Raw genomic sequence first — 21,518 nt, forward strand, 5'->3', positions numbered from 1 at the left:
ACTTAAGGAGACCGAAATCATGGATACAAGTCTGCTCATCGGATCCGGCTTCGAAGAAGGTACGGAAACGCCGGAACAGGTGCTCAACCCTCGCACGGGGGAAACAATACTTGAAGTGCCGGAAGCGTCTTCCGGGCAGATTGACCGGGCGGTGCAGGCGGCCTCTACCGCGTTCGGCGCGTGGTCGCGGACAACGCCCGCGGAAAGATCGGAATATCTTCTCAAGATCGCCGACCGGATCGAGAAGGAAGCAGACGTCTTTGCTGCGCTTGAAGCGCTCAATTGCGGCAAACCGATCAACGCGGCGAGAAACGATGAGATTCCGGCGATCGTCGACTGTTACCGTTTCTTCGCGGGCGCCGTGCGCTGCACGCCGGCAAGCGCGGCTGGCGAATATATGGAGGGTATGACCTCGATGATCCGGCGCGACCCGATCGGCGTGGTCGCCTCTATTGCTCCCTGGAACTATCCACTCATGATGATGGCGTGGAAACTCGCGCCGGCCATTGGCGGCGGCAATACGGTCGTCTTCAAGCCTTCCGAACAGACGCCGCTGACTGCGCTCAAGCTCGCCACGATACTGGCGGACATTCTGCCGGAAGGTGTGGTGAATGTCGTAACGGGCAGGGGACAGACCGTTGGCAGCGCGCTTATCAATCATCCGAAGGTCGACATGGTCTCCATTACCGGCGACGTCGCGACCGGCAAGAAGGTGCTCGAGGCTGCAGCGCGTTCGGTCAAGCGGACACATCTGGAACTCGGTGGCAAGGCGCCCGTCATCGTATATGACGACGCGGACATATCCGCAGTTGTCGAAGGGCTGCGCGCCTTCGGTTTTTACAACGCCGGGCAGGACTGCACCGCCGCCTGCCGCATTTATGCGGGCGACAAGGTTTACGACAATCTCGTCGCTGACCTTACCAGCGAGGTTTCAAAGATCGCCTACGCCCAGGACGATGACGCGCAGAACGAGATCGGTCCGCTGATCTCCCAGCGCCAGCGTGATCGGGTCGCGAGCTTCGTGCAGCGCGCTTCGGAAGAAAAGCACATGGAAATCACCACCGGCGGCGCCGTGCATGGCGGCAACGGTTTCTACTATCAGCCCACCGTGGTCGCTGGTGCGCTGCAGGAAGACGAAATCGTCCGCCGGGAAGTGTTCGGACCTGTCGTTTCGGTCACGCGGTTCAGCGACGTCGAACAGGCTGTCACCTGGGCGAATGATTCAGACTACGGTCTGGCGTCTTCGGTCTGGACGAAGGATATTTCCAGGGCGATGAAGACTGCAGCTGCGCTCCGCTACGGCTGCACCTGGATCAACACGCATTTCATGCTGGTGAACGAGATGCCCCATGGCGGCCTGAAACAGTCCGGTTACGGCAAGGATATGTCGCTCTATGCGCTGGAGGACTATACGGCGGTTCGCCATGTCATGATCGCGCATTAAGAATGCCGGAATCATTTTCTCAGACAACTTATGCAAGTATCTGAAAATATTAAGAAAAATTAAACAACAAAAAAAGCCGGGCGCAAAGCCCGGCTTCTTGCTTGTAGGATAAGCGTTCGTCAGTAGGAGTAGTACATGTCGAACTCGACCGGGTGCGGTGTGTGTTCGAAACGGATGACTTCTTCCATCTTCAGATCGATATAGGCTTCGATCTGGTCCTGCAGGAAAACGCCGCCAGCTGTCAGGAACTCGTAGTCGGCTTCGAGAGCCGCAAGCGCCTCGCGCAGAGAAGCGGAAACGGTCGGAATGTCCTTCAGTTCTTCCGGCGGCAGGTCGTACAGGTCCTTGTCCATGGCGTCGCCAGGATGGATCTTGTTCTTGATGCCGTCGACGCCGGCCATCAGCATGGCCGAGAAAGCCAGGTACGGGTTCGCCGTCGGATCCGGGAAGCGAACTTCCACACGCTTCGACTTCGGCGAATTGCCGAACGGGATACGGCAGGAGGCCGAACGGTTGCGCGCCGAATAGGCGAGTAGAACCGGTGCTTCAAAACCCGGGATCAGACGCTTGTAGGAGTTGGTCGACGGGTTGGTGAAGGCGTTCAGCGCCTTGGCGTGCTTGATGATGCCGCCGATGTAGTACAGACAGTTTTCCGACAGGCCTGCATACTCGTCGCCTGCGAAGGTCGGCTTGCCGTCTTTCCAGATCGACTGGTGCACGTGCATGCCCGTGCCGTTGTCGCCATAGACCGGCTTCGGCATGAAGGTCGCCGTCTTGCCGTAAGCGTTTGCGACCTGATGGACTACGTACTTATAGATCTGCATTTTGTCGGCGTTGCGGGTCATGGTGTCGAACATCAGGCCGAGTTCGTGCTGGGCCGCAGCCACTTCGTGGTGGTGCTTTTCAACAGAGACGCCCATTTCAGCCATGACGGTCAGCATTTCGGAACGCATGTCCTGCGCGCTGTCGACCGGCGGAACCGGGAAGTAGCCGCCCTTCGTGCGCGGACGGTGGCCGAGGTTGCCGACTTCGTATTCGGAGCCGGTGTTTGACGGCAGTTCGGAGCTGTCAAGCTTGAAGCCCGTGTCATAGGGGTCGACGGAGAATCGAACGTCGTCGAAAACGAAGAATTCCGCTTCGGGACCGACATAGATCGTGTCGCCGATACCGGATGCGTTGACGTAGGCTTCGGCCTTTTTCGATGTGCTGCGCGGATCGCGGTCATAGGGCTCGCCCGTGATCGGGTCGAGAACGTCGCACATGATTGCGAGAGTGGACTGCGCGAAGAACGGGTCAGTGTGGACGGTTTCCGTATCAGGCATCAAAACCATGTCGGATTCGTTGATCGCCTTCCAACCGGCAATGGACGATCCGTCGAACATGATGCCGTCAGCAAACATGTCTTCGTCGACAACGGCGACATCCATGGTGACGTGCTGCATCTTGCCGCGCGGGTCGGTAAAGCGAATGTCGACGAACTTGACGTCGTTGTCCTTGATTTGCTTGAGAATATCTGAAGCAGTTGTCATGTATACTTCCTCATTTCAGAGATGGATTGCAGTTTTGCACCGGTTTGAAGCGGTGCGATTCAGATGGCGTCGTTGCCGGTTTCGCCAGTTCTGATACGGATGACTTCCTCTACATTGGAAACGAAAATCTTGCCATCGCCAATACGACCGGTTTGAGCCGCATTGCGTATGGCTTCGATAGCCGCGTCGACCGTTTCGTCCGAAAGGACGACCTCGACCTTGACCTTCGGCAGGAAGTCTACGACGTATTCCGCCCCGCGATAAAGTTCGGTATGGCCCTTTTGCCGGCCAAAACCCTTTGCCTCCGTCACGGTTATGCCCTGCAGGCCGACTTCCTGAAGCGCTTCTTTGACTTCATCGAGCTTGAAAGGCTTTATTATTGCTTCGATCTTCTTCATCAGAAATGTCTCGCTGCTTGATTTTCTAAGCGAATGAAATCCTGTTTTTTCGGATTCGCCTCCACCTCACCAGCCGAATGCATAAGCCGTGCCAATTAGAGCTGTCCGGTCAAAAATAATTTCGCCAAAGGGCGCTGCCGTCTCCGTTGCCTCGGTTTCGGGAGCGCTGGACCCAATGGCCTGACCTATGCATCCGGTTTTGCACATTCAGGCTAAGCCAGTCCCATAAATAGGACAATGGCTTATGCATTATTTATGTGCAAATGCATAAAAGATAATCATATCGGTTTCATTTCTCTCGTCTTAATTCGATTGAAGAGATTAGCGCGCTGGTGTCTATTCGACGGGAGGAATGGAGCGAGTCCAGAGGATCGCGGGAGAGATGATTACTGCCCTTGAACCAGTCGTCACACCGTTGGCGATGGGTCGGATCGACCGGCGCGCAATCGACTCCGGAATTGTCGGATATCGTCTGATGCTGATGGCGGGCTCCGCCATTGCGGCGTCGGTCCTGCGCCATTACGGCGACGCGACGGGCGTCGATGTATTGTGCGGCCCCGGCAACAATGGCGGAGACGGCTATGTTGCTGCGAACAGGCTGCGGGCGTCGGGCATGACGGCGGCCTGTTACAGCCTGGGCGAATCCGCAAAACTTGCGGGCGACGCAGCCTGCGCCAGGGACAACTGGGGCGATGAAATCCTTTCTCTCGAGGATTATGTTCCGACTGACGGGCGCATTGTTATCGACGCGCTGTTCGGCGCCGGCTTGCAGCGGGATGTCGAAGGGGTTGCTGCGCGTGTGATCGAAGCGGTCAATGCGTTGGATGTTCCCATCATTGCCGCCGACCTGCCTTCCGGTCTGTCGGGGGAGAGTGGACGCATTAGGGGAACGGCTTTCAGGGCAAGCCGCACCGTCACGTTCGCCGCGCCAAAGCCCGGGCATTTTCTCCTGCCTGGACGCAACCTTTGCGGTGAACTGGAAATCGCGGACATCGGCATACCGGCCCGCTGCATCGAATCGGAGACGGAAGATCTCTGGCTGAACAGACCGGCGCTGTGGCGAGGCGCCCTGCCGCGGCTTGCTGCAAACTCCCACAAATACACGCGCGGGAATCTCGGTGTTTTCAGCGGCGGCTATCGCCAGACAGGCGCCGCCCGACTGGCTGCGATCGCGGGATTGCGCGTGGGGGCTGGCCTTGTGACCGTGCTTTCACCAGCCTCCGCGAACGCCGCCAACGCAGCGCATCTGACGTCGATCATGCTGCGGACAATCGATGGAGACGCCGATCTCGACGGCCTGCTTGAGGACTCGCGGTTCAACAGTTTTGTGCTCGGACCCGGATTTGGCGTGGGAGAAAAGGCGCGCGATTTTGCGAAACGCATCCTGGGCGCAGGCCGCGCACTTGTTCTTGACGCGGACGGCATAACCTCCTTTGCAGGCTTCCATGATCAACTCGCAAAGGCTGCCGCCAATCAGGACGCCAGTCTGTTCCTGACGCCGCATCAGGGTGAGTTCGCGCGGCTGTTTCCGCAAATTGCGTCCGATGCATCGCGTTCGAAGGTGGAGCAGACGCGATCCGCCTCCAGGGAGACTGGGGCGATCGTTATTTACAAGGGCGCGGATTCGGTGATCGCCGATCCGTCGGGGCGGGCGGCAATCTGCGACAACGCCCCGCCATGGCTGGCCACCGCCGGATCGGGCGACACGCTTGCCGGGTTGCTTGGCGGCCTCGCTGCGCAGGGCATGCCGGGCTTCGAAGCGGCTTGCGCCGCGGCCTGGCTGCATGGAGAAGCGGCCAACCGCGCAGGCGAGGGGTTGATTGCGGAAGACCTCGCCAACAACCTGCCGGCCTTTTCCTCATTTCAGGAGAATTGATGGTTATGACGATTTCAAAGGGAAATATTGGCGCGAAATTACCGGCGGAACCGGTTGCTGAAGAGATACTCGAGCGACTGTCGGGTGGCGGGAACGTCCTGATCGAGCGTATCGTCTCGACCGGGCAGGTGACTCCGGAAGGCGAATGGTACGATCAGGAAAGAGACGAGTGGGTGATGGTGGTATCAGGCGCGGCGCGCCTGATGGTTGAGGGGGAAGAAGACGAACGTGACCTTTCGGCCGGCGACTGGTTGCTTATTCCCGCGCATTGCCGTCATCGGGTCACCTGGACGCAAGACAATCCGCCGACTGTCTGGCTGGCCGTTCACTATCCACCTAACCCCGATTGAGGCGATCGGTTTCCCGGCTGATCGAAAGTTTCAGAAATTGTCGCCAGAGCGCTTCCCCGAAATCCGGGTCGAGGCCGTTATTCGACGCGTTGCGCCGCGCATTGTCCAGCACTTCTTTCACGCGCCACTGGGTGTCCGGCGCTTCTCCCGTCACGCGCTTGATGTCGGCGGCGCGATCAACAAAGGTTGAGCGTTCCGCAAGCAGTTTCATCAACTCGCGGTCCAGCCGATCGATCTCGACGCGTATGTCGTCCATCGTCTGGCAATCTTTGGCGGTTTTCATGTTCATATCCGTATAAGACGATCAGCTAGGGCCAGGGCGGCTTGCGGCGCATTCACCTTACCCTCGTGGATGAAATAGATATAGACGTCTCGCGCCTTGCCGTCAGGCTTGGGATCTGCTGCGCAGGAAAGACCGGAAGGCGCTTCGCCGCACGCCCACTGCCTGGCGCGCTGCGCAAAGACGTCGAGTTGGCTTTCCTCGTAAGCCGTCGGAATCGCATCATCGCCTTTTTGCAAGCGTGCATAGACAAAGGGCGCTGTCACATCGGCGATCTCTGGATAGGTGAAATGGTCGGCATAGACATTGGCGACGCCATAACGCGCGCAGAGTTCGGCGTATTCCGGCGTCGAGAAGCTGGGGTGACGGACTTCAACGGCGTGTTTCAACGCCACGCCATTCCATTTATTCGGCAGCAAGGCGAGAAACGCGCCGAAATCATCCGGGTCGAATTTCTTGGTTGGCGCGAACTGCCAGAGAATGGGGCCGAGGCTGTCGCCAAGTTCGGTGACGCCTGAATTCAGGAATTTCTTGAGGGACTCTCCGGATTGCGCCAGCACCTTGCGATTCGAGACATAGCGAATGCCCTTGACGGAGAATACGAAGCCTTTCGGAACATCGGCAGCCCATTTTGCGAATGTTTCCGGTTTTTGCGATCCGTAGTAGGTGCCGTTAATCTCGATTGTTCCAAGCTTGCGGCTTGCGTAGTTGAGTTCGTCTTTCTGTCGCAAATCCGCTGGATAGAAGGTCCCGCGCCAAGGCTCGAATGTCCAGCCGCCGATACCTGTGCGGATCACACCGTGTTTTGCCATTGAAATCTCCAGGGCATTGTCAATTATTCGGCGGCTTCGATGTCCTTGCCGGGCCGCCGCTCGAGTAGGTCTTTAAGGAATTGCCCCGTGAAGGATCGAGGTTCGAGAACGACTTCTTCCGGCGTTCCCGTCGCAATGATTTCTCCGCCGCCGTCGCCGCCCTCCGGTCCAAGATCGATGACGTGGTCGGCGGTCTTTATGACTTCGAGATTATGCTCGATCACCACGACCGAGTTGCCCTGGTTGACGATCTCATGCAGCACGTCGAGGAGCTTGGCGACATCATGAAAATGCAGTCCTGTCGTCGGTTCGTCCAGAATGTAGAGCGTGCGTCCTGTCGAACGCTTCGACAGTTCCTTCGCAAGCTTGACTCTTTGCGCCTCGCCGCCCGACAGCGTCGTGGCCTGCTGGCCTACCTTGATGTAGCCGAGCCCGACCCGTTTCAGAGTCTGCAGTTTGTCGCGGACGGCGGGCACGGCTGAAAAAAACTTACAACCTTCCTCGACGGTCATTTCCAGAACATCGGCGATCGACTTGCCCCGGAAGGTTACTTCCAGCGTTTCGCGATTGTATCTCTGGCCGTGACAGACATCGCAGGTGACATAGACATCCGGCAGGAAATGCATCTCGATCTTGATAACGCCGTCGCCCTGGCAGGCTTCGCAGCGGCCGCCCTTGACGTTAAAGGAGAACCGACCAGGCTGATAGCCGCGGGCCTTTGATTCCGGCAGTCCGGCGAACCAGTCGCGTATCGGCGTGAAAGCGCCTGTATAGGTAGCCGGATTGGATCGGGGCGTGCGACCGATCGGCGACTGGTCGATATCAATCACCTTGTCGATGTGCTGCAGTCCGTCGATGCGCTCGTGCGGAGCCGGGTTCTCGCGCGCGCCCATGACGCGGCGCGCCGCCGCCTTGTAGAGCGTCTCTATCAGGAATGTCGATTTGCCGCCGCCCGAAACGCCCGTCACGCAGGTGAACAGGCCGAGGGGAATGTCAGCCGAAACATTTTTGAGATTGTTCCCCGTGGCGCCAACGACGGAAAGCATCCGCTTCTTGTTCGCCTTTCGGCGCTCGGCAGGCACGGCCACTTCCATCTTACCGGACAGATACTGGCCGGTCAGCGACTTCGGTGAGGCCATGATATCGCCGGGCGGACCCTGGGCGATGACCTCGCCGCCGTGAATGCCGGCGGCAGGACCAATATCGACGACATAGTCGGCCGTGAGGATGGCGTCTTCATCATGCTCAACCACAATTACGGTGTTGCCGATGTCCCGCAGGTGTTTGAGGGTATCCAGAAGACGCGCATTGTCGCGCTGATGCAGGCCGATGGATGGTTCGTCGAGCACATAGAGCACGCCGGTCAGGCCAGACCCAATTTGAGAGGCCAGTCGAATGCGCTGGCTCTCGCCGCCGGAAAGCGTTCCGGAATTTCGGGCGAGCGTCAGATAGTCGAGCCCCACGTCATTAAGGAATTTCAGCCGGTCTCGAATTTCCTTCAAAATCCGCACGGCGATTTCGTTCTGTTTTTTGTTGAGGGCGCCGGGAAGTTCTTCGAACCAGCGTGCGGCTTCGCGAATCGAAAAGGCCGTGACCTCACCAATATGTAATCCGCCGATCTTGACGGCGAGCGCCTCCTGCTTGAGCCGATAACCTGAGCAAGCGGGGCAAGGGGCGGCCGTCATGTAACGCTCTATCTCTTCACGCGACCAAGCAGAATCGGTTTCCTTCCAGCGCCGCTCGAGATTGGGAATGATTCCCTCGAACGTCTTTGTCGTCTTGTAGGACCGGAGGCCGTCGTCGTAGCGAAACTCGATCTTTCTATCGGTCCCGTAGAGGATGGCGTCTTGCGCTGCTTCGGGCAGTTCGTTCCAGCGCGCGCCGAGCTTGAAATCGAATTGGCGGCCGAGCGCTTCGAGCGTCTGGGTGTAGTAAGGCGACGACGATTTTGACCAGGGAGAGATCGCGCCGTCGCGCAATGTCCGTCCGGGCTCCGGAATCACCAGCGTCGTGTCGATCTTCTGCTGGGTGCCTAGCCCGTCACAGGTCGGGCATGCGCCGAAGGGATTGTTGAAGGAAAACAGCCTCGGCTCGATCTCCGGTATCGTGAAGCCGGACACCGGGCAGGCGAATTTTTCCGAGAACACCAGCCGTTCATGGGTCTCGTTTTTCGACTTGTTTGCGCCTTCTCCGGCGTTTTCGATTGGCTGATCGGCGAATTCCGCGATCGCAAGGCCATCGGAAATGGACAGGCAGGTTTCCAGGCTGTCCGCGAGCCGGGTCGGCAGATCGTCGCGCACGACGACGCGGTCGACCACCACGTCGATGTCATGCTTGTATTTCTTGTCGAGCGCGGGAACATCGGCGATTTCGTAGAATTCGCCGTCCACCTTGACGCGCTGGAAGCCCTTCTTCATCAGCTCGGCGAGTTCCTTGCGGTATTCTCCCTTGCGGCCGCGCACCAGCGGAGCAAGGATATAGAGCCGCGTGCCTTCCTCCAGCGTCATGACTCGGTCCACCATCTGGCTGACCGTCTGGCTCTCGATGGGCAAACCCGTCGCAGGCGAATAGGGCACGCCGACGCGCGCGAAGAGAAGGCGCAGATAGTCGTAGATTTCGGTGACCGTTCCCACTGTCGAACGCGGATTGCGCGACGTGGTCTTCTGCTCGATCGATATCGCAGGCGACAGGCCGTCGATCTGGTCGACATCCGGCTTCTGCATCATCTCCAGGAATTGCCGGGCGTAGGCCGAGAGGCTCTCCACGTAACGGCGCTGGCCCTCGGCATAGATCGTGTCGAAAGCCAGTGAAGATTTCCCGGAGCCGGAAAGCCCGGTCATCACGATCAGCCGGTTACGGGGCAGGTCGAGATCGACATTCTTCAGATTATGCTCGCGTGCGCCGCGTATCGAAATGGTCTTCAGTTCGCTCATGCCTTGTCGTCCGCGCTCCGTCGGTCATGCGTCCGGTTGTCTTGAAAAGCGCCAAAGTCTGGCTCGTGCCGCTTCCTGTGCAGCCTCATAATCTAGTTCCTGACCATCGAATGTCGAGATGTAATCTCGAATAGCTTTGTGACCACAGGGCGAGAATTCGGCGCTGGGGAATCATTTGACAGCCAGCTTTACACGAACTAGAACATAATAGGAACAAAAAGCTCCTGTGGAAAGAGCAATTCCATCCGGCAATGGCCGGTCAATTGGTCTATTGTCGGGCGAAATATCAGGGGTCGCGCGGCAAACGCGGCGAACCTTTTCAAAATCCAGTGAGGAAAAGTCATGGCGGGCAGTGTCAACAAGGTTATTCTGGTGGGGAATCTCGGCGCCGATCCGGAAATTCGCCGCACGCAGGACGGACGACCGATCGCAAATTTGCGCGTCGCCACCTCGGAAAGCTGGCGCGACCGCAACACAGGCGAACGTCGCGAACGGACCGAATGGCACCGTGTCGTCATCTTCAATGAAGGCCTGTGCAAGATCGCCGAACAATATCTCCGCAAGGGCTCCAAGATCTATCTCGAAGGCCAGTTGCAAACCCGCAAATGGCAGGACCAGAGCGGACAGGATCGCTATTCCACAGAAGTCGTGCTGCAGGGCTTCAATTCCTCACTCACGATGCTGGACGGCAGGGGCGACAATCCGGGGCAGTCCGGTGGTGGGTTCGGCGACAATGACGACCAGGGGGATTACGGACAGCCGTCGCGCCAGGGCGGCGGCGGCATGGCGAACGATCTGGACGACGATATTCCGTTTTGATTGCCGATCGCCCCGGTCGGCTTCATCGCACGAATTTGATTTTGTCCGAGCCACTACGAATGTCAGATTGCATCTCCTGGCGAAGGAGGCAACAATGGGATTGTTCAAACTGTTTTCCAGAAGCGCGGCTATGATTTTGGCTGTTAGTCTTGCAACTGCGACGGCGGCTGCGGGCGAAGTCGATGTGATGGCGGTCGACGCCAGGCAGGCCGCCGATGGAAGCTGGACGTTTTCCGTAACGCTGCGCCATGACGACGAGGGATGGGATCATTACGCTGACCGCTGGGACGTCGTTGGTCCGGACGGAACAGTCTATGGCGAGCGCGTTTTGCTGCATCCGCATGTCGAGGAACAGCCCTTCATGCGCGGCTTGTCCGGCGTCGCTATTCCCGAAGGCGTCCACAGCGTCATCGTGCGCGGCCATGACAAGGTTCACGGCCTCGGCGGCGCTGAACTCACCATTGATCTGCAAGCCGGCGAATAGCGCCTGTCAGGTGGGACGGGTCGGGGTTCGCGTAATCCGCGCGCCAATGGCGTTCAGTCGTTCCTCGATCCGCTCGTAGCCGCGTTCGATTTGCTGGGCGTTGTTGATAATCGACGTTCCGTCTGCAGCCATCGCGGCGATAAGCATGGCCATGCCAGCCCTGATATCCGGACTTTCCAGACGTGCGGCTTTCAGCCGCGTCGGTCCGGATATGACCGCTCTGTGGGGGTCGCACAGCACAATCCTTGCCCCCATTGCGATAAGCTTGTCGACGAAGAACATGCGAGATTCGAACATCTTCTCAAACATCAACACCATGCCGGTGCACTGGGTCGCCGTGACAATCGCAATCGACATCGTATCGGCGGGGAAGGCGGGCCAAGGCTGATCCTCGATCTTGGGCACATGACCGCCGAAGTCCGGCTGTATGAGCTTTGATTGCTCTGACGAGACGATCACGTCATCGCTCTCGATGGCGCAGTTGACCCCGAGCTTTTCGAACCCCATCAGGGTCGAACGCAACTGGTCAACGCCTGCATTCGTAATCCGAATTTCAGAACCTGTAGCCGCCGCAAGGCCAATCAGGGATCCAACCTCAATATGATCCGGGCCGATACGGTGGCTGACCCGTCCGAGCGGTCGACCTCCCTCGATCGTCATGCAGTTGGAGCCAATTCCTTCAATCCGGGCGCCCATCCGGTTCAGAAAATGCGCGAGATCCTGCACGTGCGGTTCGGAAGCGCAATTGCGCAGAACCGTGGTTCCACTGGCTGCGACCGCAGCGCATAACGCGTTTTCCGTCGCCGTCACCGAGGGCTCGTCCAGGAAAACGTCGGCGCCGGTCAGACGATCGGCATAAAAGACGATTTCGCGGTTGAGCGAAATATCGGCGCCAAGCTGTTGCAAGGCCAGGAAATGGCTGTCGAGTCGCCGCCGGCCGATTACGTCGCCGCCCGGCGGCGGCAGGGTGATTTTTCCGCAGCGGGCGAGAACCGGTCCCGCCAGCAGGATCGAGGCCCTGATGCGCGAGCACAAATCCGGGTCGAGCTGTGTCGGCTGTAGGACTTGCGCATGAATTGTCAAATCATTCGCACCGGTCCAGACCGCTTCGACCCCCAGAGAGCGGATCAGTTCGATCAGGGCCTCGACATCGCGAATACGAGGCACGTTGGAGAGTTCGACCGGCTGGTCAGTTAGCAGAGCCGCGCAAATAATCGGCAGCGCGGCGTTCTTGTTGCCGGAAGGCTCGATCGCGCCGGACAGACGGTGGCCGCCCTCTATCGCATACTCTATCCGTTCGGGACTATGGGGCTTGTTCATAAGAAGCTCGGTCTGATCCGTTGGAAGATGAGGGATCCCTTATATAGAAGCGCGGCCCGCCGCCACCCAAAAGAGTTCCGAGCGCGACAGATCCGCCGGGACCGCCGACATGACGGTTTGATTCGACTGCTAGGACAAAAACAGCGCCTTCGTCCCGTCAGCCACATATTGCACCGACAGCGCAGCCAGCAGCACGCCCAGAAGCCTGATAAGAACAGCACGACCGGTCTGACCTAGGAAACGGTCAAGGGAATTCGCTATGGCGAGCGTCGCAAACAGGAGGGCGATCGCTACGAAGATGATTGCGATAAGCTCCAGCCGGCCGACCGGCGTTGAAAATGTGGTCGAAAGCAGCACGACCGCGGAGATGGAACCCGGACCGGCGATCAGCGGTATCGCCAGTGGAAAAGCGGCGATGTCGCTGACATGGTCGCCAGCATTGCTTCGGTCAACGCTTTGCTGCTTGCGCGCGGTGCGCCGTTCGAAAATCATCTCGGAGGCAATCCAGAACAGCAGCAGGCCGCCCGCGACGCGGAATGCGTCGATGGTGATGCCGAAAGCCGACAGGATGCCCGAGCCGGCGATTGCAAACACGGTCAGAATAACAAAGGCGATGATCGAGCCGCGCAACGCCACCTGAAAGCGTTGCGCCTTCGTCATGTCGGTGGTCAATCCGAGGAAAAGCGGTGCATTGCCAGGCGGGTCGAGGATCACAATCAATGTCAGGAATGCGTTCAGAAGAGTTTCATATCCGTGCATTGCTGTGTACCGGGACCGCGTCGATGAGAGAAGAATTTCCCTCCTGATAGCACATGCGCGCACCGGCGCCCAAGCCGGCGATATCGGGCCAGAATCACTGACGGTTTTCCGGTTCAGGTCCGGATTTCGCGGAATTGGCGTCGGCGCCGCGCAAAACATCCGCAAGCGCTTTGAGAAATCCTGCTTAACATAATGAAAACAAATAACAAACGGAGACCTTTAAAACACGTCTCAAGTTGGCATTTGTGCAGCCGATCAGCTATAAATGACGGTAACGATTCGCTTTACACAGACAGGCCAGTTTTTGTCAGAACACGATAATTCGCTCACACCGCCCTCCGGACCGTCCGGCATCGAGCCGGTCTCCATCATGGAGGAGATGCAGCGCTCCTATCTCTCCTATGCAATGAGCGTCATCGTCAGCCGCGCCCTGCCGGATGTCAGGGACGGGCTGAAGCCGGTGCACCGGCGTATCCTATACGCTATGCATGAAGGCGGATTTCACTGGAACCGAAAGTATGTGAAGTCGTCGCGCATCATCGGTGACGTCATGGGTAAATATCACCCCCATGGCGACCAGGCGATTTATGACGCGATGGTGCGCATGGCGCAGGACTTTTCCATGCGCGTGCCGCTCATCGACGGGCAGGGCAATTTCGGATCGGTCGACGGCGACCCGCCGGCGGCGATGCGTTATACGGAATCCCGCCTCGCCAAGGTCGCGCATGATCTTCTCGAGGATATCGACAAGGACACAGTCGATTTTCAGGAGAACTACGACGCATCCGCAAGTGAGCCCCGTGTTTTGCCCGCGCGGTTCCCCAATCTGCTCGTCAACGGCGCCGGCGGCATCGCCGTCGGCATGGCGACCAACATTCCGCCTCACAATCTTGGCGAAGTCATCGACGGCTGCATTGCCGTCATAGACAATCCCTCCATCGATCTGATGGAACTCCTGCAGATCATCCCTGGGCCGGATTTCCCGACAGGCGGACTGATACTGGGGCGTACGGGTATCCGCAGCGCTTACGAGACCGGGCGCGGCTCCGTGCTGATGCGCGGCAAGGTTTCCACCGAGCACATTCGCAACGAGCGCGAAGCCATCATCATCACCGAAATCCCCTACCAGGTGAACAAGGCGGGGATGATTGAGAAGATGGCGGAGCTCGTTCGCGAGAAGCGGATTGAAGGCATCTCCGACATTCGCGACGAATCCGACCGTGAAGGTTATCGCGTCGTTATCGAACTGAAGCGGGACGCCGTCGCCGATGTCGTGATCAACCAGCTTTATCGCTATACGCCGCTGCAGACGTCATTCGGCTGCAACATGGTGGCTTTGAATGGCGGCAAGCCGGAACAGCTGACGCTGATGGACATGCTGAAGGCTTTCATCGCCTTCAGGGAAGAGGTCGTCAGCCGCCGCACGAAGTTTCTGCTCAACAAGGCGCGAGAACGCGCTCACGTCCTTGTGGGCCTCGCAATCGCCGTCGCCAATATCGACGAGGTGATCAATCTTATCCGGCGCGCGCCGGATCCGGCGACCGCACGCTCGCAGTTGATGGAACGGCGCTGGCCGGCCAGGGATGTCGAGGCGCTGATCCTGCTGATCGACGATCCGCGACATCGCATCAACGAGGATGGAACCTACAATCTGTCCGAGGAACAGGCCCGCGCCATTCTGGAGCTGCGCCTGGCGCGTTTGACCGCCCTCGGCCGCGACGAAATTGCGGACGAACTCAACGCGATTGGCGACGAGATCAAGGACTATCTGGATATCCTGTCCTCGCGGATGCGGATCATGGAGATTGTCAAGCAGGAACTGACCGACGTGCGCGACGAGTTCGCAACGCCGCGCCGCACGGAGATCCTTGAAGGCGGCGCGGATATGGAGGACGAAGACCTCATAGCGCGCGAGGACATGGTCGTCACCGTCACGCACACCGGCTACATAAAGCGCGTTCCGCTTGCCACCTATCGCGCCCAGCGCAGAGGCGGCAAGGGTCGGTCCGGCATGTCGACGCGCGACGAGGATTTCGTCTCGAGGCTATTCGTCGCCAATACGCATACGCCGATCCTGTTCTTCTCCTCGCGCGGCATCGTCTACAAGCTCAAGGTCTGGCGCTTGCCGATCGGCACGCCGCAATCCAGGGGCAAGGCGCTGATCAATACGCTTCCGCTGCAACAGGGCGAGCGCATTACCTCCATCATGCCGTTGCCGGAGGACGAGGAGAGCTGGAGCGAACTCGACGTCATGTTCTCGACGACCCGCGGCACGGTTCGCCGCAACAAGTTGTCCGATTTCGTCCAGGTCAATCGCAACGGCAAGATCGCCATGAAGCTGGACGACGAACAGGACGAGATCCTGAATGTCGAAACATGCAACGAGTTTGACGACGTATTGCTGACGACTGCGCTCGGGCAATGCATTCGCTTCCCCGTGACCGATGTGCGTGTCTTTGCCGGCCGCAATTCGATCGGGGTGCGCGGCATCGCCATGGCGAACGGAGACAAGGTTATTTCGATGGCCATCCTCGCCCATGTCGAGGCGACGCCGGCCGAACGCTCGCAGTACATAAAATGGAGCAGGGCGGGCGATGTCGAACTGGTCGGGGAGGACGCCGACACCGACGCCGTCGAGTCCGAAATGCCTGAAGAGCGATTGCAGGAACTGCAGGCCCGGGAGCAATTCGTCCTGACGATCAGCGAAAAGGGGTACGGCAAGAGGTCGTCCTCGTACGACTTCCGTATTTCCGGTCGCGGAGGCAAAGGCATTCGCGCGACGGACACAGGCAAGGTGGATGAGATCGGTCCGCTTGTGGCGACGTTCCCCGTCGAGAATGAAGACCAGATCATGCTTGTGTCCAATCGCGGGCAACTCATTCGTGTGCCGGTGGAAGGCATCCGTATCGCCAGCAGGGCTACGAAGGGCGTGACGATCTTTTCGACCGCGGCGGACGAGGCAGTCGTCTCAGTCGAAAGGATTAACGAACCGGAAGAGGAAGCCGAAGAGGCTGACGCCGAGGCAGAAAGCGAAGGCGGCAATCAGTCCTCCGACCCGCCATCCGATGGCGAAGGCGAAAGCTGATTGGCGACCGATCCATAAAGAAGCCCGGATGGCGGGGGAACCATCCGGGCTCGGGGTAGAGGGTGTTTCAACTGGAGGTCAGAAACTACCCTATGCAGCGGGAACTATCGAGCATTTCGGGGGGGACGGCTCTGGCTCCGCACTGCAATACGTGATTGCTGCTGTTTCATGGCGAGAACGGTTCCACTCATATTCGCTAGCAAGATGGCTGCGATCAAAACTGCCGAGAGTGAGAGTACCGTAATCATGCCCGTTCATCCTTGCCTTGGTTACGTTGTCGTTCAGCAAACATCGCCGAAAGCTTTGCTATAATGTAGTATCGAAGTCGCGACCTGCAATATCCATCAACAAATATGTGATATTGCAATTGTTGACGGCAATTTCATGGCGGAGCGATTCAGGCGCGCCTTCCGGGCCGTGTCGGGGCCAGTTCTTCACGCGGCGCCGCCAGAAGAAAGGCCGACGCGAACACGGTCGCAATGAAAGCAGCGCCTGTGATTGCCAGAATGAACATAACTACACTCCTCGAATTTCTGGCTAAATAATAGAAAAGCTTTCTTAAGGCCGGCTGAAGCTCGCGGTCATATTCCATTCATATTAAGAACAGACTGAAACCATTGGAGAATTGGTGTCAGACTTGACAAGTGATCAGCTATTCAGCAGGAACGAGCGACCTTAAACGGGGTGATGCAATGACCACAGCTTTTTATCCGGGATCCTTCGATCCGATCACGAACGGTCATCTCGATATTCTGATGCAGTCTCTCAATATCGTTGATCATCTGGTTGTGGGCATCGGAATTCACGACACCAAAAAGCCGCTCTTCAGTTTTGAAGAGCGCGCGGCGCTGATCGTGGAATCGCTTTCAGAAGCCCTGCCGGGTCAACAGGAACGTATCTCGGTGGTGTCTTTCAACAATCTTGCCGTTGACGCGGCGCGCGAAAACAACGCCTCGATCCTCATGCGCGGTTTGCGCGATGGCACCGATCTCGATTTCGAAATGCAGATGGCCGGTATGAATCGGCAGATGGCGCCGGAAGTCCAGACTGTGTTTCTTCCCGCAAGCCCGCTCAACCGGCCCATTACCGCCACATTGGTCAGGCAGATCGCGGCCATGGGCGGAGACGTTGAAGCCTTTGTGCCTGGCCCGGTTTTCAGGGCGCTCGCCAAAAAGCGTTCTTGATGCTTCGCGGAGATCCATCCGTACGATCCAAAACAGGAGTCACCATGAAATTCTTGAGTATTGCAGTGGGCGCAGCCATGTTTGCGTTCGGTCTAGTCGGTGTCGCAAACGCGCAGGCCGCGCCGGAAAACACTCTGACGATTTCCCTGAAGGACGGGGATGTGGTTATCGAATTGCTGCCGGATGTTGCGCCCAACCACGTCGAGAGGATCAAGAAACTGGCCGCAGACGGGGCTTACGACAACGTCGCCTTCCATCGGGTGATCGAAGGTTTCATGGCGCAAACGGGCGACGTTCAGTTCGGCGACATGGAAGAGGGATTCCAGCCCCGGCGCGCCGGCACAGGCGGATCGGATATGCCCGATCTCAAGCAGGAATTCTCCGATGTTCCGTTCGACAAGGGCGTTGTCGGCATGGCGCGAGCGCAGAATCCGGATTCCGCGAATTCGCAATTCTTTATCATGCTGGAAGATGGCCATTTCCTGAACGGCGATTATACGGTATTTGGCCGGGTCATCGACGGCATGGATCACGTTGAAAACATCAAGCTTGGCGACAAGGCGCAGAATGGCGTTGTCGCGGAGCCAGATCGCATGATCACCGTTCGCACCGGTTCCTGAAGACAAGGAGAGTACTATTGGCCGACTACAAGAACCCTGAAAACACCATCGTCATGGAAACGACAAAGGGAAAGGTCGTTATCGAGCTGTTTCCCGACGTTGCGCCCAAACACGTGGAGCGCATCAAGTCGCTCAGCCGCGAAAACTTCTATGACGGCGTGGTGTTTCACCGTGTCATTGAAGGGTTCATGGCTCAGACGGGCGATCCCACGGGCACCGGAATGGGTGGATCGGACAAGCCGGATCTTCAGTCCGAGTTCAACAACATGAGCCACGTTCGCGGCACGTGCTCGATGGCGCGCGCGCAGAACCCGCACTCCGCCAATTCCCAGTTCTTCATCTGCTTTGATGACGCTCCTTTCCTCAATCGTCAGTACAGCGTTTGGGGCCAGGTCATTGAGGGCATGGACGCCGTGGATCAGATCAAGCGTGGCGAACCGGTTCGCGATCCGGACAGCATCACGACGATGCGGGTCGCAGCCGACCTCTGATCCCAGGCTTCATCGAGTTTGTGGAGCGCCCGCGTTGTCGACGCGGGCGTTTTGATTGTTACGATATGCGTGTTGACCTTTTCGATTTCGACCTGCCTGAAGACCGCATTGCCTTGCGGCCTGCGTCGCCGCGCGACAGCGCCAAGCTATTGCGGGTTGGCCCCCGCGGTGAAATGTCAGATCACACCGTTGGTGATCTCGTCAGTTTCCTCAGGCCTGGCGACGCTCTCGTTTTCAACGACACGCGGGTTATTCCGGCGCAACTGGAAGGGACGCGATACCGGCAAACGCCTGATGGAGAGGCGGTCTCGCACATCTCCGCGACACTGCACATGCGCGTCGCAGACGATTGCTGGAAGGCTTTCGTTCGTCCCGCGAAACGCATCAGGGCGGGCGACCGCTTTTCATTCGGCAAGGACAATGAGGCCTGTTTCGACGGAACCTTGTCCGGCGTTATCGAAAGCCGGGGCGAGGGCGGCGAGGTCACCCTCAAATTTGATTTTTCCGGACCCGCACTGGACAGGGCGATCGCCGCGGAAGGGCATGTGCCGCTTCCGCCTTACATCGCCTCGAAGCGTCCGGAGGATAGCCGCGACCTTGCGGACTACCAGACGGTCTATGCGCGGCATGACGGCGCTGTGGCGGCGCCAACGGCCGGACTTCATTTCACCGAAGATCTTCTGTCGAAACTGGAGCGTCATGGCGTTGAGCGACATTTTGTGACCCTGCATGTTGGCGCCGGCACGTTTCTTCCGGTCAAAGCGGATGATACGGAAAACCACGTCATGCACGCCGAGATCGGCGAGGTGAGCAACAACGTCGCGGAGGCGCTGAACGCGGTTCGGCAACGGGGCGGACGGATCGTCTCCGTCGGCACGACGTCCTTGCGCCTGCTTGAAACGGCCGCCGGCAAAGACGGTGAGCTACGCCCCTGGCGCGGGGCGACGGATATTTTCATCACGCCTGGTTATCAATTTCGCTTTGTCGATATGCTGATGACCAATTTTCATCTGCCGCGCTCGACCCTGTTCATGCTTGTATCGGCGTTCAGCGGGCGCGATACAATGCTGGCGGCCTATCGCCACGCCATCGACAACGGCTATCGTTTCTATTCATACGGGGATTCGAGCCTGCTTTCGCGGGCGGAGCAGGATCATGACTGAACGTTTCGGCTTTACGGTGTCGTCGACTGACGGCAAGGCGCGCAGCGGCAAGATTTCCATGCCGCGCGGTGAGGTGCGCACCCCGGCCTTCATGCCCGTCGGCACCGGCGGCACCGTCAAGGCCATGTATATGGACCAGGTGCGCGAACTCGGCGCTGACATCATTCTCGGCAATACCTATCACCTGATGCTGCGCCCGGGCGCGGAGCGTGTCGCACGGTTGGGTGGGCTGCACGAATTCGCTCGTTGGCCGGAGCCGATTCTGACCGATTCTGGCGGGTTTCAAGTCATGTCGCTGGCAGCGCTGCGCAAGGTGACGGAACAGGGCGTTACGTTCCAGTCGCATGTCGACGGAAGCCGGCACGACATGTCGCCGGAACGCTCCATCGAAATCCAGGGGCTGCTCGATTCCGATATCCAGATGCAACTCGACGAATGTGTGCGGCTGCCGGCCGAACGCGACGAGATCGAGCGGGCGATGGAACTGTCACTGCGATGGGCGGAGCGCTGCAAGACGGCGTTCGGCGAGCAACCCGGCAAAGCGATGTTCGGAATCGTCCAGGGCGGGGACGACGTCGCTTTGCGCGAACGCTCTGCCAGCGCGCTTGCGGCGATGGATCTGAAGGGATACGCCGTCGGCGGTCTTGCAGTCGGCGAACCGCAAGACGTGATGCTTGCGATGCTGCAGGCCACGTGTCCGCTCCTGCCGGCGGACCGTCCGCGCTATCTCATGGGGGTCGGCACGCCGGACGACATCGTGCGCTCCGTGGCGGAAGGCATCGATATGTTCGACTGCGTTATGCCGACGCGGGCCGGACGGCACGGCCTCGCCTACACCCGCAGAGGCAAGGTCAATCTGAGGAATGCGCGTCACGCCGATGACCCGCGTCCGCTGGACGACGAATCGTCGTGTCCGGCGGCGCGTGATTATTCACGCGCTTATTTGCACCATCTTGTGCGGTCGAACGAGACCTTGGGCGGCATGCTTTTGAGCTGGAACAATCTGCACTACTACCAGCAACTCATGGCCGGCATTCGTGGGGCCATTGGCGAAGGGCGCTACGCCGACTTCACCGCCGAGGTTCAGGAGCAATGGGCGCGGGGCGACATCGAACCGCTGTGACGGGCGAGGAGGCTACTTCAGCCGATCGGCGTGCCAGCGCAGGTGATCGGCCATGAAAGTCGACATGAAATAGTAGGAGTGGTCATAGCCTTCCTGCATCCGCAGCGTGAGCGGGATTCCCGCGTCCTTGCAGACTTCCTCGAAAAGCCACGGCCGCAGACCTTCGTCGAGAAACTCGTCGGCTGTTCCCTGGTCGATCAGGAATTCTGAAAACCGGGCGCCGCTGGAAACAAGCGCACAGGCATCGTACTCCATCCAGTTTTCCGGGCCGCCGCCAAGATAGGCGCCGAGCGCCTTGGCTGACCAGTCAGCTGTCGTGGGTTCGACGATCGGCGCAAAGGCGGAACAGCTTTTATATATATCAGGATTCTTCAACGCGACGGTCAACGCGCCGTGACCGCCCATCGAGTGGCCGAAGACGCCCTGTTTCTTCATGTCGGCTGGGAAGTTCTTCTCGATCAGTGACGGCAGTTCCCCGGCGACGTAGCTGTACATCTGATAGTGCTGCTTCCACGGATCGACGAGAGCGTCGACGTAGAACCCGGCGCCGGTTCCCATTTGCCAGCCGTCTACATCTGCCACCGCGTCGCCGCGCGGACTGGTGTCAGGGCAGACGATGATCAGGCCGAGTTCGGCCGCCATTTTTCTGTATTCGCCCTTTTCCATGACATTCGCATGGGTGCAGGTCAGGCCCGAAAGAAACCAGAGAACAGGGCAGGGACCATCCTCGGCCTGGAGCGGAACAAAGACCGCGAAAGTCATGTCGCAAGAGCAGGTGTTGGAGGCGTGACGGTAAACGCCTTGCGTTCCGCCGTGTGACTTCCATTTCGATACGACTTCCATGACTG

Annotated in this window: 19 protein-coding genes; 11 read left to right on the forward strand and 8 right to left on the reverse strand. The window is 58.7% G+C overall.

The genetic code is table 11. The annotated features are described in order from the left end of the window. Positions 1-19: 19 nt before the first annotated feature. Entirely contained in the window at positions 20-1,444 is a 1,425-nt protein-coding gene (locus AAFN47_RS01515; RefSeq protein ID WP_499807423.1) for a gamma-aminobutyraldehyde dehydrogenase, read from the forward strand. A 119-nt stretch (positions 1,445-1,563) separates the two neighbouring features. Here the strand turns inward: AAFN47_RS01515 and glnA are convergent, their stop codons facing one another. Both glnA and AAFN47_RS01525 read right to left on the reverse strand, forming a co-directional pair. Then, positions 1,564-2,973: a type I glutamate--ammonia ligase gene (glnA, locus tag AAFN47_RS01520; protein WP_499807424.1), complete on the reverse strand. Its 1,410-nt coding sequence runs from the start codon at positions 2,971-2,973 to the stop codon at positions 1,564-1,566. A gap of 59 nt (positions 2,974-3,032) precedes the next feature. Further along, positions 3,033-3,371, reverse strand: coding sequence for a P-II family nitrogen regulator (locus AAFN47_RS01525; protein WP_220231157.1), 339 nt, complete (start codon positions 3,369-3,371; stop codon positions 3,033-3,035). 382 nt (positions 3,372-3,753) lie between these two features. Here AAFN47_RS01525 and AAFN47_RS01530 point away from each other — a divergent pair, with 382 nt between their 5' ends. Then, positions 3,754-5,247, forward strand: coding sequence for an NAD(P)H-hydrate dehydratase (locus AAFN47_RS01530; RefSeq protein ID WP_499807425.1), 1,494 nt, complete (start codon positions 3,754-3,756; stop codon positions 5,245-5,247). Between the two features lie 5 nt (positions 5,248-5,252). Beyond that, positions 5,253-5,597: a cupin domain-containing protein gene (locus tag AAFN47_RS01535; RefSeq protein WP_499807426.1), complete on the forward strand. Its 345-nt coding sequence runs from the start codon at positions 5,253-5,255 to the stop codon at positions 5,595-5,597. Here AAFN47_RS01535 and AAFN47_RS01540 read toward each other — a convergent pair. Genes AAFN47_RS01540 through uvrA form a run of 3 tightly spaced genes read right to left on the reverse strand, consistent with a single transcriptional unit; the run spans position 5,584 to position 9,622 of the window. Next, positions 5,584-5,880 carry a chorismate mutase gene (locus AAFN47_RS01540; protein WP_499807427.1) on the reverse strand — a complete coding sequence of 99 codons (297 nt, stop codon included), beginning with the start codon at positions 5,878-5,880 and terminating at the stop codon, positions 5,584-5,586. The genes AAFN47_RS01535 and AAFN47_RS01540 overlap by 14 nt on opposite strands. Before the next feature lie 2 nt (positions 5,881-5,882). Next, positions 5,883-6,689, reverse strand: a complete 807-nt coding sequence (locus AAFN47_RS01545; protein WP_499807428.1) for a DUF72 domain-containing protein — start codon at positions 6,687-6,689, stop codon at positions 5,883-5,885. A 23-nt stretch (positions 6,690-6,712) separates the two neighbouring features. Further along, positions 6,713-9,622 carry an excinuclease ABC subunit UvrA gene (gene uvrA, locus AAFN47_RS01550; protein ID WP_499807429.1) on the reverse strand — a complete coding sequence of 970 codons (2,910 nt, stop codon included), beginning with the start codon at positions 9,620-9,622 and terminating at the stop codon, positions 6,713-6,715. Positions 9,623-9,964: 342 nt separating this feature from the next. Between uvrA and AAFN47_RS01555 the strand changes: the two genes are divergently transcribed. Further along, positions 9,965-10,441 carry a single-stranded DNA-binding protein gene (locus AAFN47_RS01555; protein WP_499807430.1) on the forward strand — a complete coding sequence of 159 codons (477 nt, stop codon included), beginning with the start codon at positions 9,965-9,967 and terminating at the stop codon, positions 10,439-10,441. A 94-nt stretch (positions 10,442-10,535) separates the two neighbouring features. Continuing rightward, positions 10,536-10,925, forward strand: a complete 390-nt coding sequence (locus tag AAFN47_RS01560) for a hypothetical protein (RefSeq protein WP_499807431.1) — start codon at positions 10,536-10,538, stop codon at positions 10,923-10,925. Positions 10,926-10,931: 6 nt separating this feature from the next. On the opposite strand, the gene murA is transcribed toward AAFN47_RS01560, so the two are convergent. Together murA and AAFN47_RS01570 are read right to left on the reverse strand one after the other, a co-directional pair. Then, positions 10,932-12,245 carry a UDP-N-acetylglucosamine 1-carboxyvinyltransferase gene (murA, locus tag AAFN47_RS01565; protein WP_499807432.1) on the reverse strand — a complete coding sequence of 438 codons (1,314 nt, stop codon included), beginning with the start codon at positions 12,243-12,245 and terminating at the stop codon, positions 10,932-10,934. A 129-nt stretch (positions 12,246-12,374) separates the two neighbouring features. Next, positions 12,375-13,004, reverse strand: a complete 630-nt coding sequence (locus AAFN47_RS01570) for a MarC family protein (protein WP_499807433.1) — start codon at positions 13,002-13,004, stop codon at positions 12,375-12,377. Positions 13,005-13,374: 370 nt separating this feature from the next. On the opposite strand from AAFN47_RS01570, the gene gyrA reads away from it, so the two are divergent. The 6 genes from gyrA (at position 13,375) to tgt (ending at position 20,670) form a co-directional block, all read left to right on the forward strand. Next, on the forward strand, positions 13,375-16,089 hold the full coding sequence (gyrA, locus tag AAFN47_RS01575; RefSeq protein ID WP_499807931.1) for a DNA gyrase subunit A: 2,715 nt from the start codon (positions 13,375-13,377) through the stop codon (positions 16,087-16,089). Between the two features lie 692 nt (positions 16,090-16,781). Further along, positions 16,782-17,273: a pantetheine-phosphate adenylyltransferase gene (coaD, locus tag AAFN47_RS01580; RefSeq protein ID WP_499807434.1), complete on the forward strand. Its 492-nt coding sequence runs from the start codon at positions 16,782-16,784 to the stop codon at positions 17,271-17,273. Positions 17,274-17,317: 44 nt separating this feature from the next. Beyond that, positions 17,318-17,893, forward strand: coding sequence for a peptidylprolyl isomerase (locus AAFN47_RS01585; protein WP_499807435.1), 576 nt, complete (start codon positions 17,318-17,320; stop codon positions 17,891-17,893). A gap of 17 nt (positions 17,894-17,910) precedes the next feature. Continuing rightward, positions 17,911-18,384, forward strand: a complete 474-nt coding sequence (locus AAFN47_RS01590) for a peptidylprolyl isomerase (RefSeq protein WP_499807437.1) — start codon at positions 17,911-17,913, stop codon at positions 18,382-18,384. Between the two features lie 65 nt (positions 18,385-18,449). Beyond that, positions 18,450-19,547, forward strand: coding sequence for a tRNA preQ1(34) S-adenosylmethionine ribosyltransferase-isomerase QueA (gene queA, locus AAFN47_RS01595; RefSeq protein ID WP_499807439.1), 1,098 nt, complete (start codon positions 18,450-18,452; stop codon positions 19,545-19,547). Continuing rightward, positions 19,540-20,670 (forward strand): tRNA guanosine(34) transglycosylase Tgt, encoded by a 1,131-nt coding sequence (gene tgt, locus AAFN47_RS01600; RefSeq protein ID WP_499807440.1) that lies wholly within the window; start codon positions 19,540-19,542, stop codon positions 20,668-20,670. Before queA ends, tgt begins: the two co-directional genes overlap by 8 nt. Positions 20,671-20,682: 12 nt before the next feature. Here the strand turns inward: tgt and fghA are convergent, their stop codons facing one another. Further along, on the reverse strand, positions 20,683-21,513 hold the full coding sequence (gene fghA, locus AAFN47_RS01605) for an S-formylglutathione hydrolase (protein WP_499807442.1): 831 nt from the start codon (positions 21,511-21,513) through the stop codon (positions 20,683-20,685). Positions 21,514-21,518: the final 5 nt, after the last annotated feature.

Origin of the sequence: Hoeflea sp. CAU 1731, from assembly GCF_039888615.1 — a bacterium.
Classification (GTDB): domain Bacteria; phylum Pseudomonadota; class Alphaproteobacteria; order Rhizobiales; family Rhizobiaceae; genus Flavimaribacter.

What these genes read in the sequence shown, in the direction of transcription:
- AAFN47_RS01545 (WP_499807428.1), bottom strand. Translation starts at nt 6,689, where the DNA reads ATGGCAAAACACGGTGTGATCCGCACAGGTATCGGCGGCTGGACATTC.
- AAFN47_RS01570 (WP_499807433.1), bottom strand. Translation starts at nt 13,004, where the DNA reads ATGCACGGATATGAAACTCTTCTGAACGCATTCCTGACATTGATTGTG.
- coaD (WP_499807434.1), top strand. Translation starts at nt 16,782, where the DNA reads ATGACCACAGCTTTTTATCCGGGATCCTTCGATCCGATCACGAACGGT.
- AAFN47_RS01560 (WP_499807431.1), top strand. Translation starts at nt 10,536, where the DNA reads ATGGGATTGTTCAAACTGTTTTCCAGAAGCGCGGCTATGATTTTGGCT.
- queA (WP_499807439.1), top strand. Translation starts at nt 18,450, where the DNA reads ATGCGTGTTGACCTTTTCGATTTCGACCTGCCTGAAGACCGCATTGCC.
- AAFN47_RS01525 (WP_220231157.1), bottom strand. Translation starts at nt 3,371, where the DNA reads ATGAAGAAGATCGAAGCAATAATAAAGCCTTTCAAGCTCGATGAAGTC.
- uvrA (WP_499807429.1), bottom strand. Translation starts at nt 9,622, where the DNA reads ATGAGCGAACTGAAGACCATTTCGATACGCGGCGCACGCGAGCATAAT.
- AAFN47_RS01515 (WP_499807423.1), top strand. Translation starts at nt 20, where the DNA reads ATGGATACAAGTCTGCTCATCGGATCCGGCTTCGAAGAAGGTACGGAA.
- gyrA (WP_499807931.1), top strand. Translation starts at nt 13,375, where the DNA reads ATGGAGGAGATGCAGCGCTCCTATCTCTCCTATGCAATGAGCGTCATC.
- tgt (WP_499807440.1), top strand. Translation starts at nt 19,540, where the DNA reads ATGACTGAACGTTTCGGCTTTACGGTGTCGTCGACTGACGGCAAGGCG.
- AAFN47_RS01530 (WP_499807425.1), top strand. Translation starts at nt 3,754, where the DNA reads ATGATTACTGCCCTTGAACCAGTCGTCACACCGTTGGCGATGGGTCGG.
- glnA (WP_499807424.1), bottom strand. Translation starts at nt 2,973, where the DNA reads ATGACAACTGCTTCAGATATTCTCAAGCAAATCAAGGACAACGACGTC.
- fghA (WP_499807442.1), bottom strand. Translation starts at nt 21,513, where the DNA reads ATGGAAGTCGTATCGAAATGGAAGTCACACGGCGGAACGCAAGGCGTT.
- AAFN47_RS01555 (WP_499807430.1), top strand. Translation starts at nt 9,965, where the DNA reads ATGGCGGGCAGTGTCAACAAGGTTATTCTGGTGGGGAATCTCGGCGCC.
- AAFN47_RS01535 (WP_499807426.1), top strand. Translation starts at nt 5,253, where the DNA reads ATGACGATTTCAAAGGGAAATATTGGCGCGAAATTACCGGCGGAACCG.
- murA (WP_499807432.1), bottom strand. Translation starts at nt 12,245, where the DNA reads ATGAACAAGCCCCATAGTCCCGAACGGATAGAGTATGCGATAGAGGGC.
- AAFN47_RS01540 (WP_499807427.1), bottom strand. Translation starts at nt 5,880, where the DNA reads ATGAAAACCGCCAAAGATTGCCAGACGATGGACGACATACGCGTCGAG.
- AAFN47_RS01585 (WP_499807435.1), top strand. Translation starts at nt 17,318, where the DNA reads ATGAAATTCTTGAGTATTGCAGTGGGCGCAGCCATGTTTGCGTTCGGT.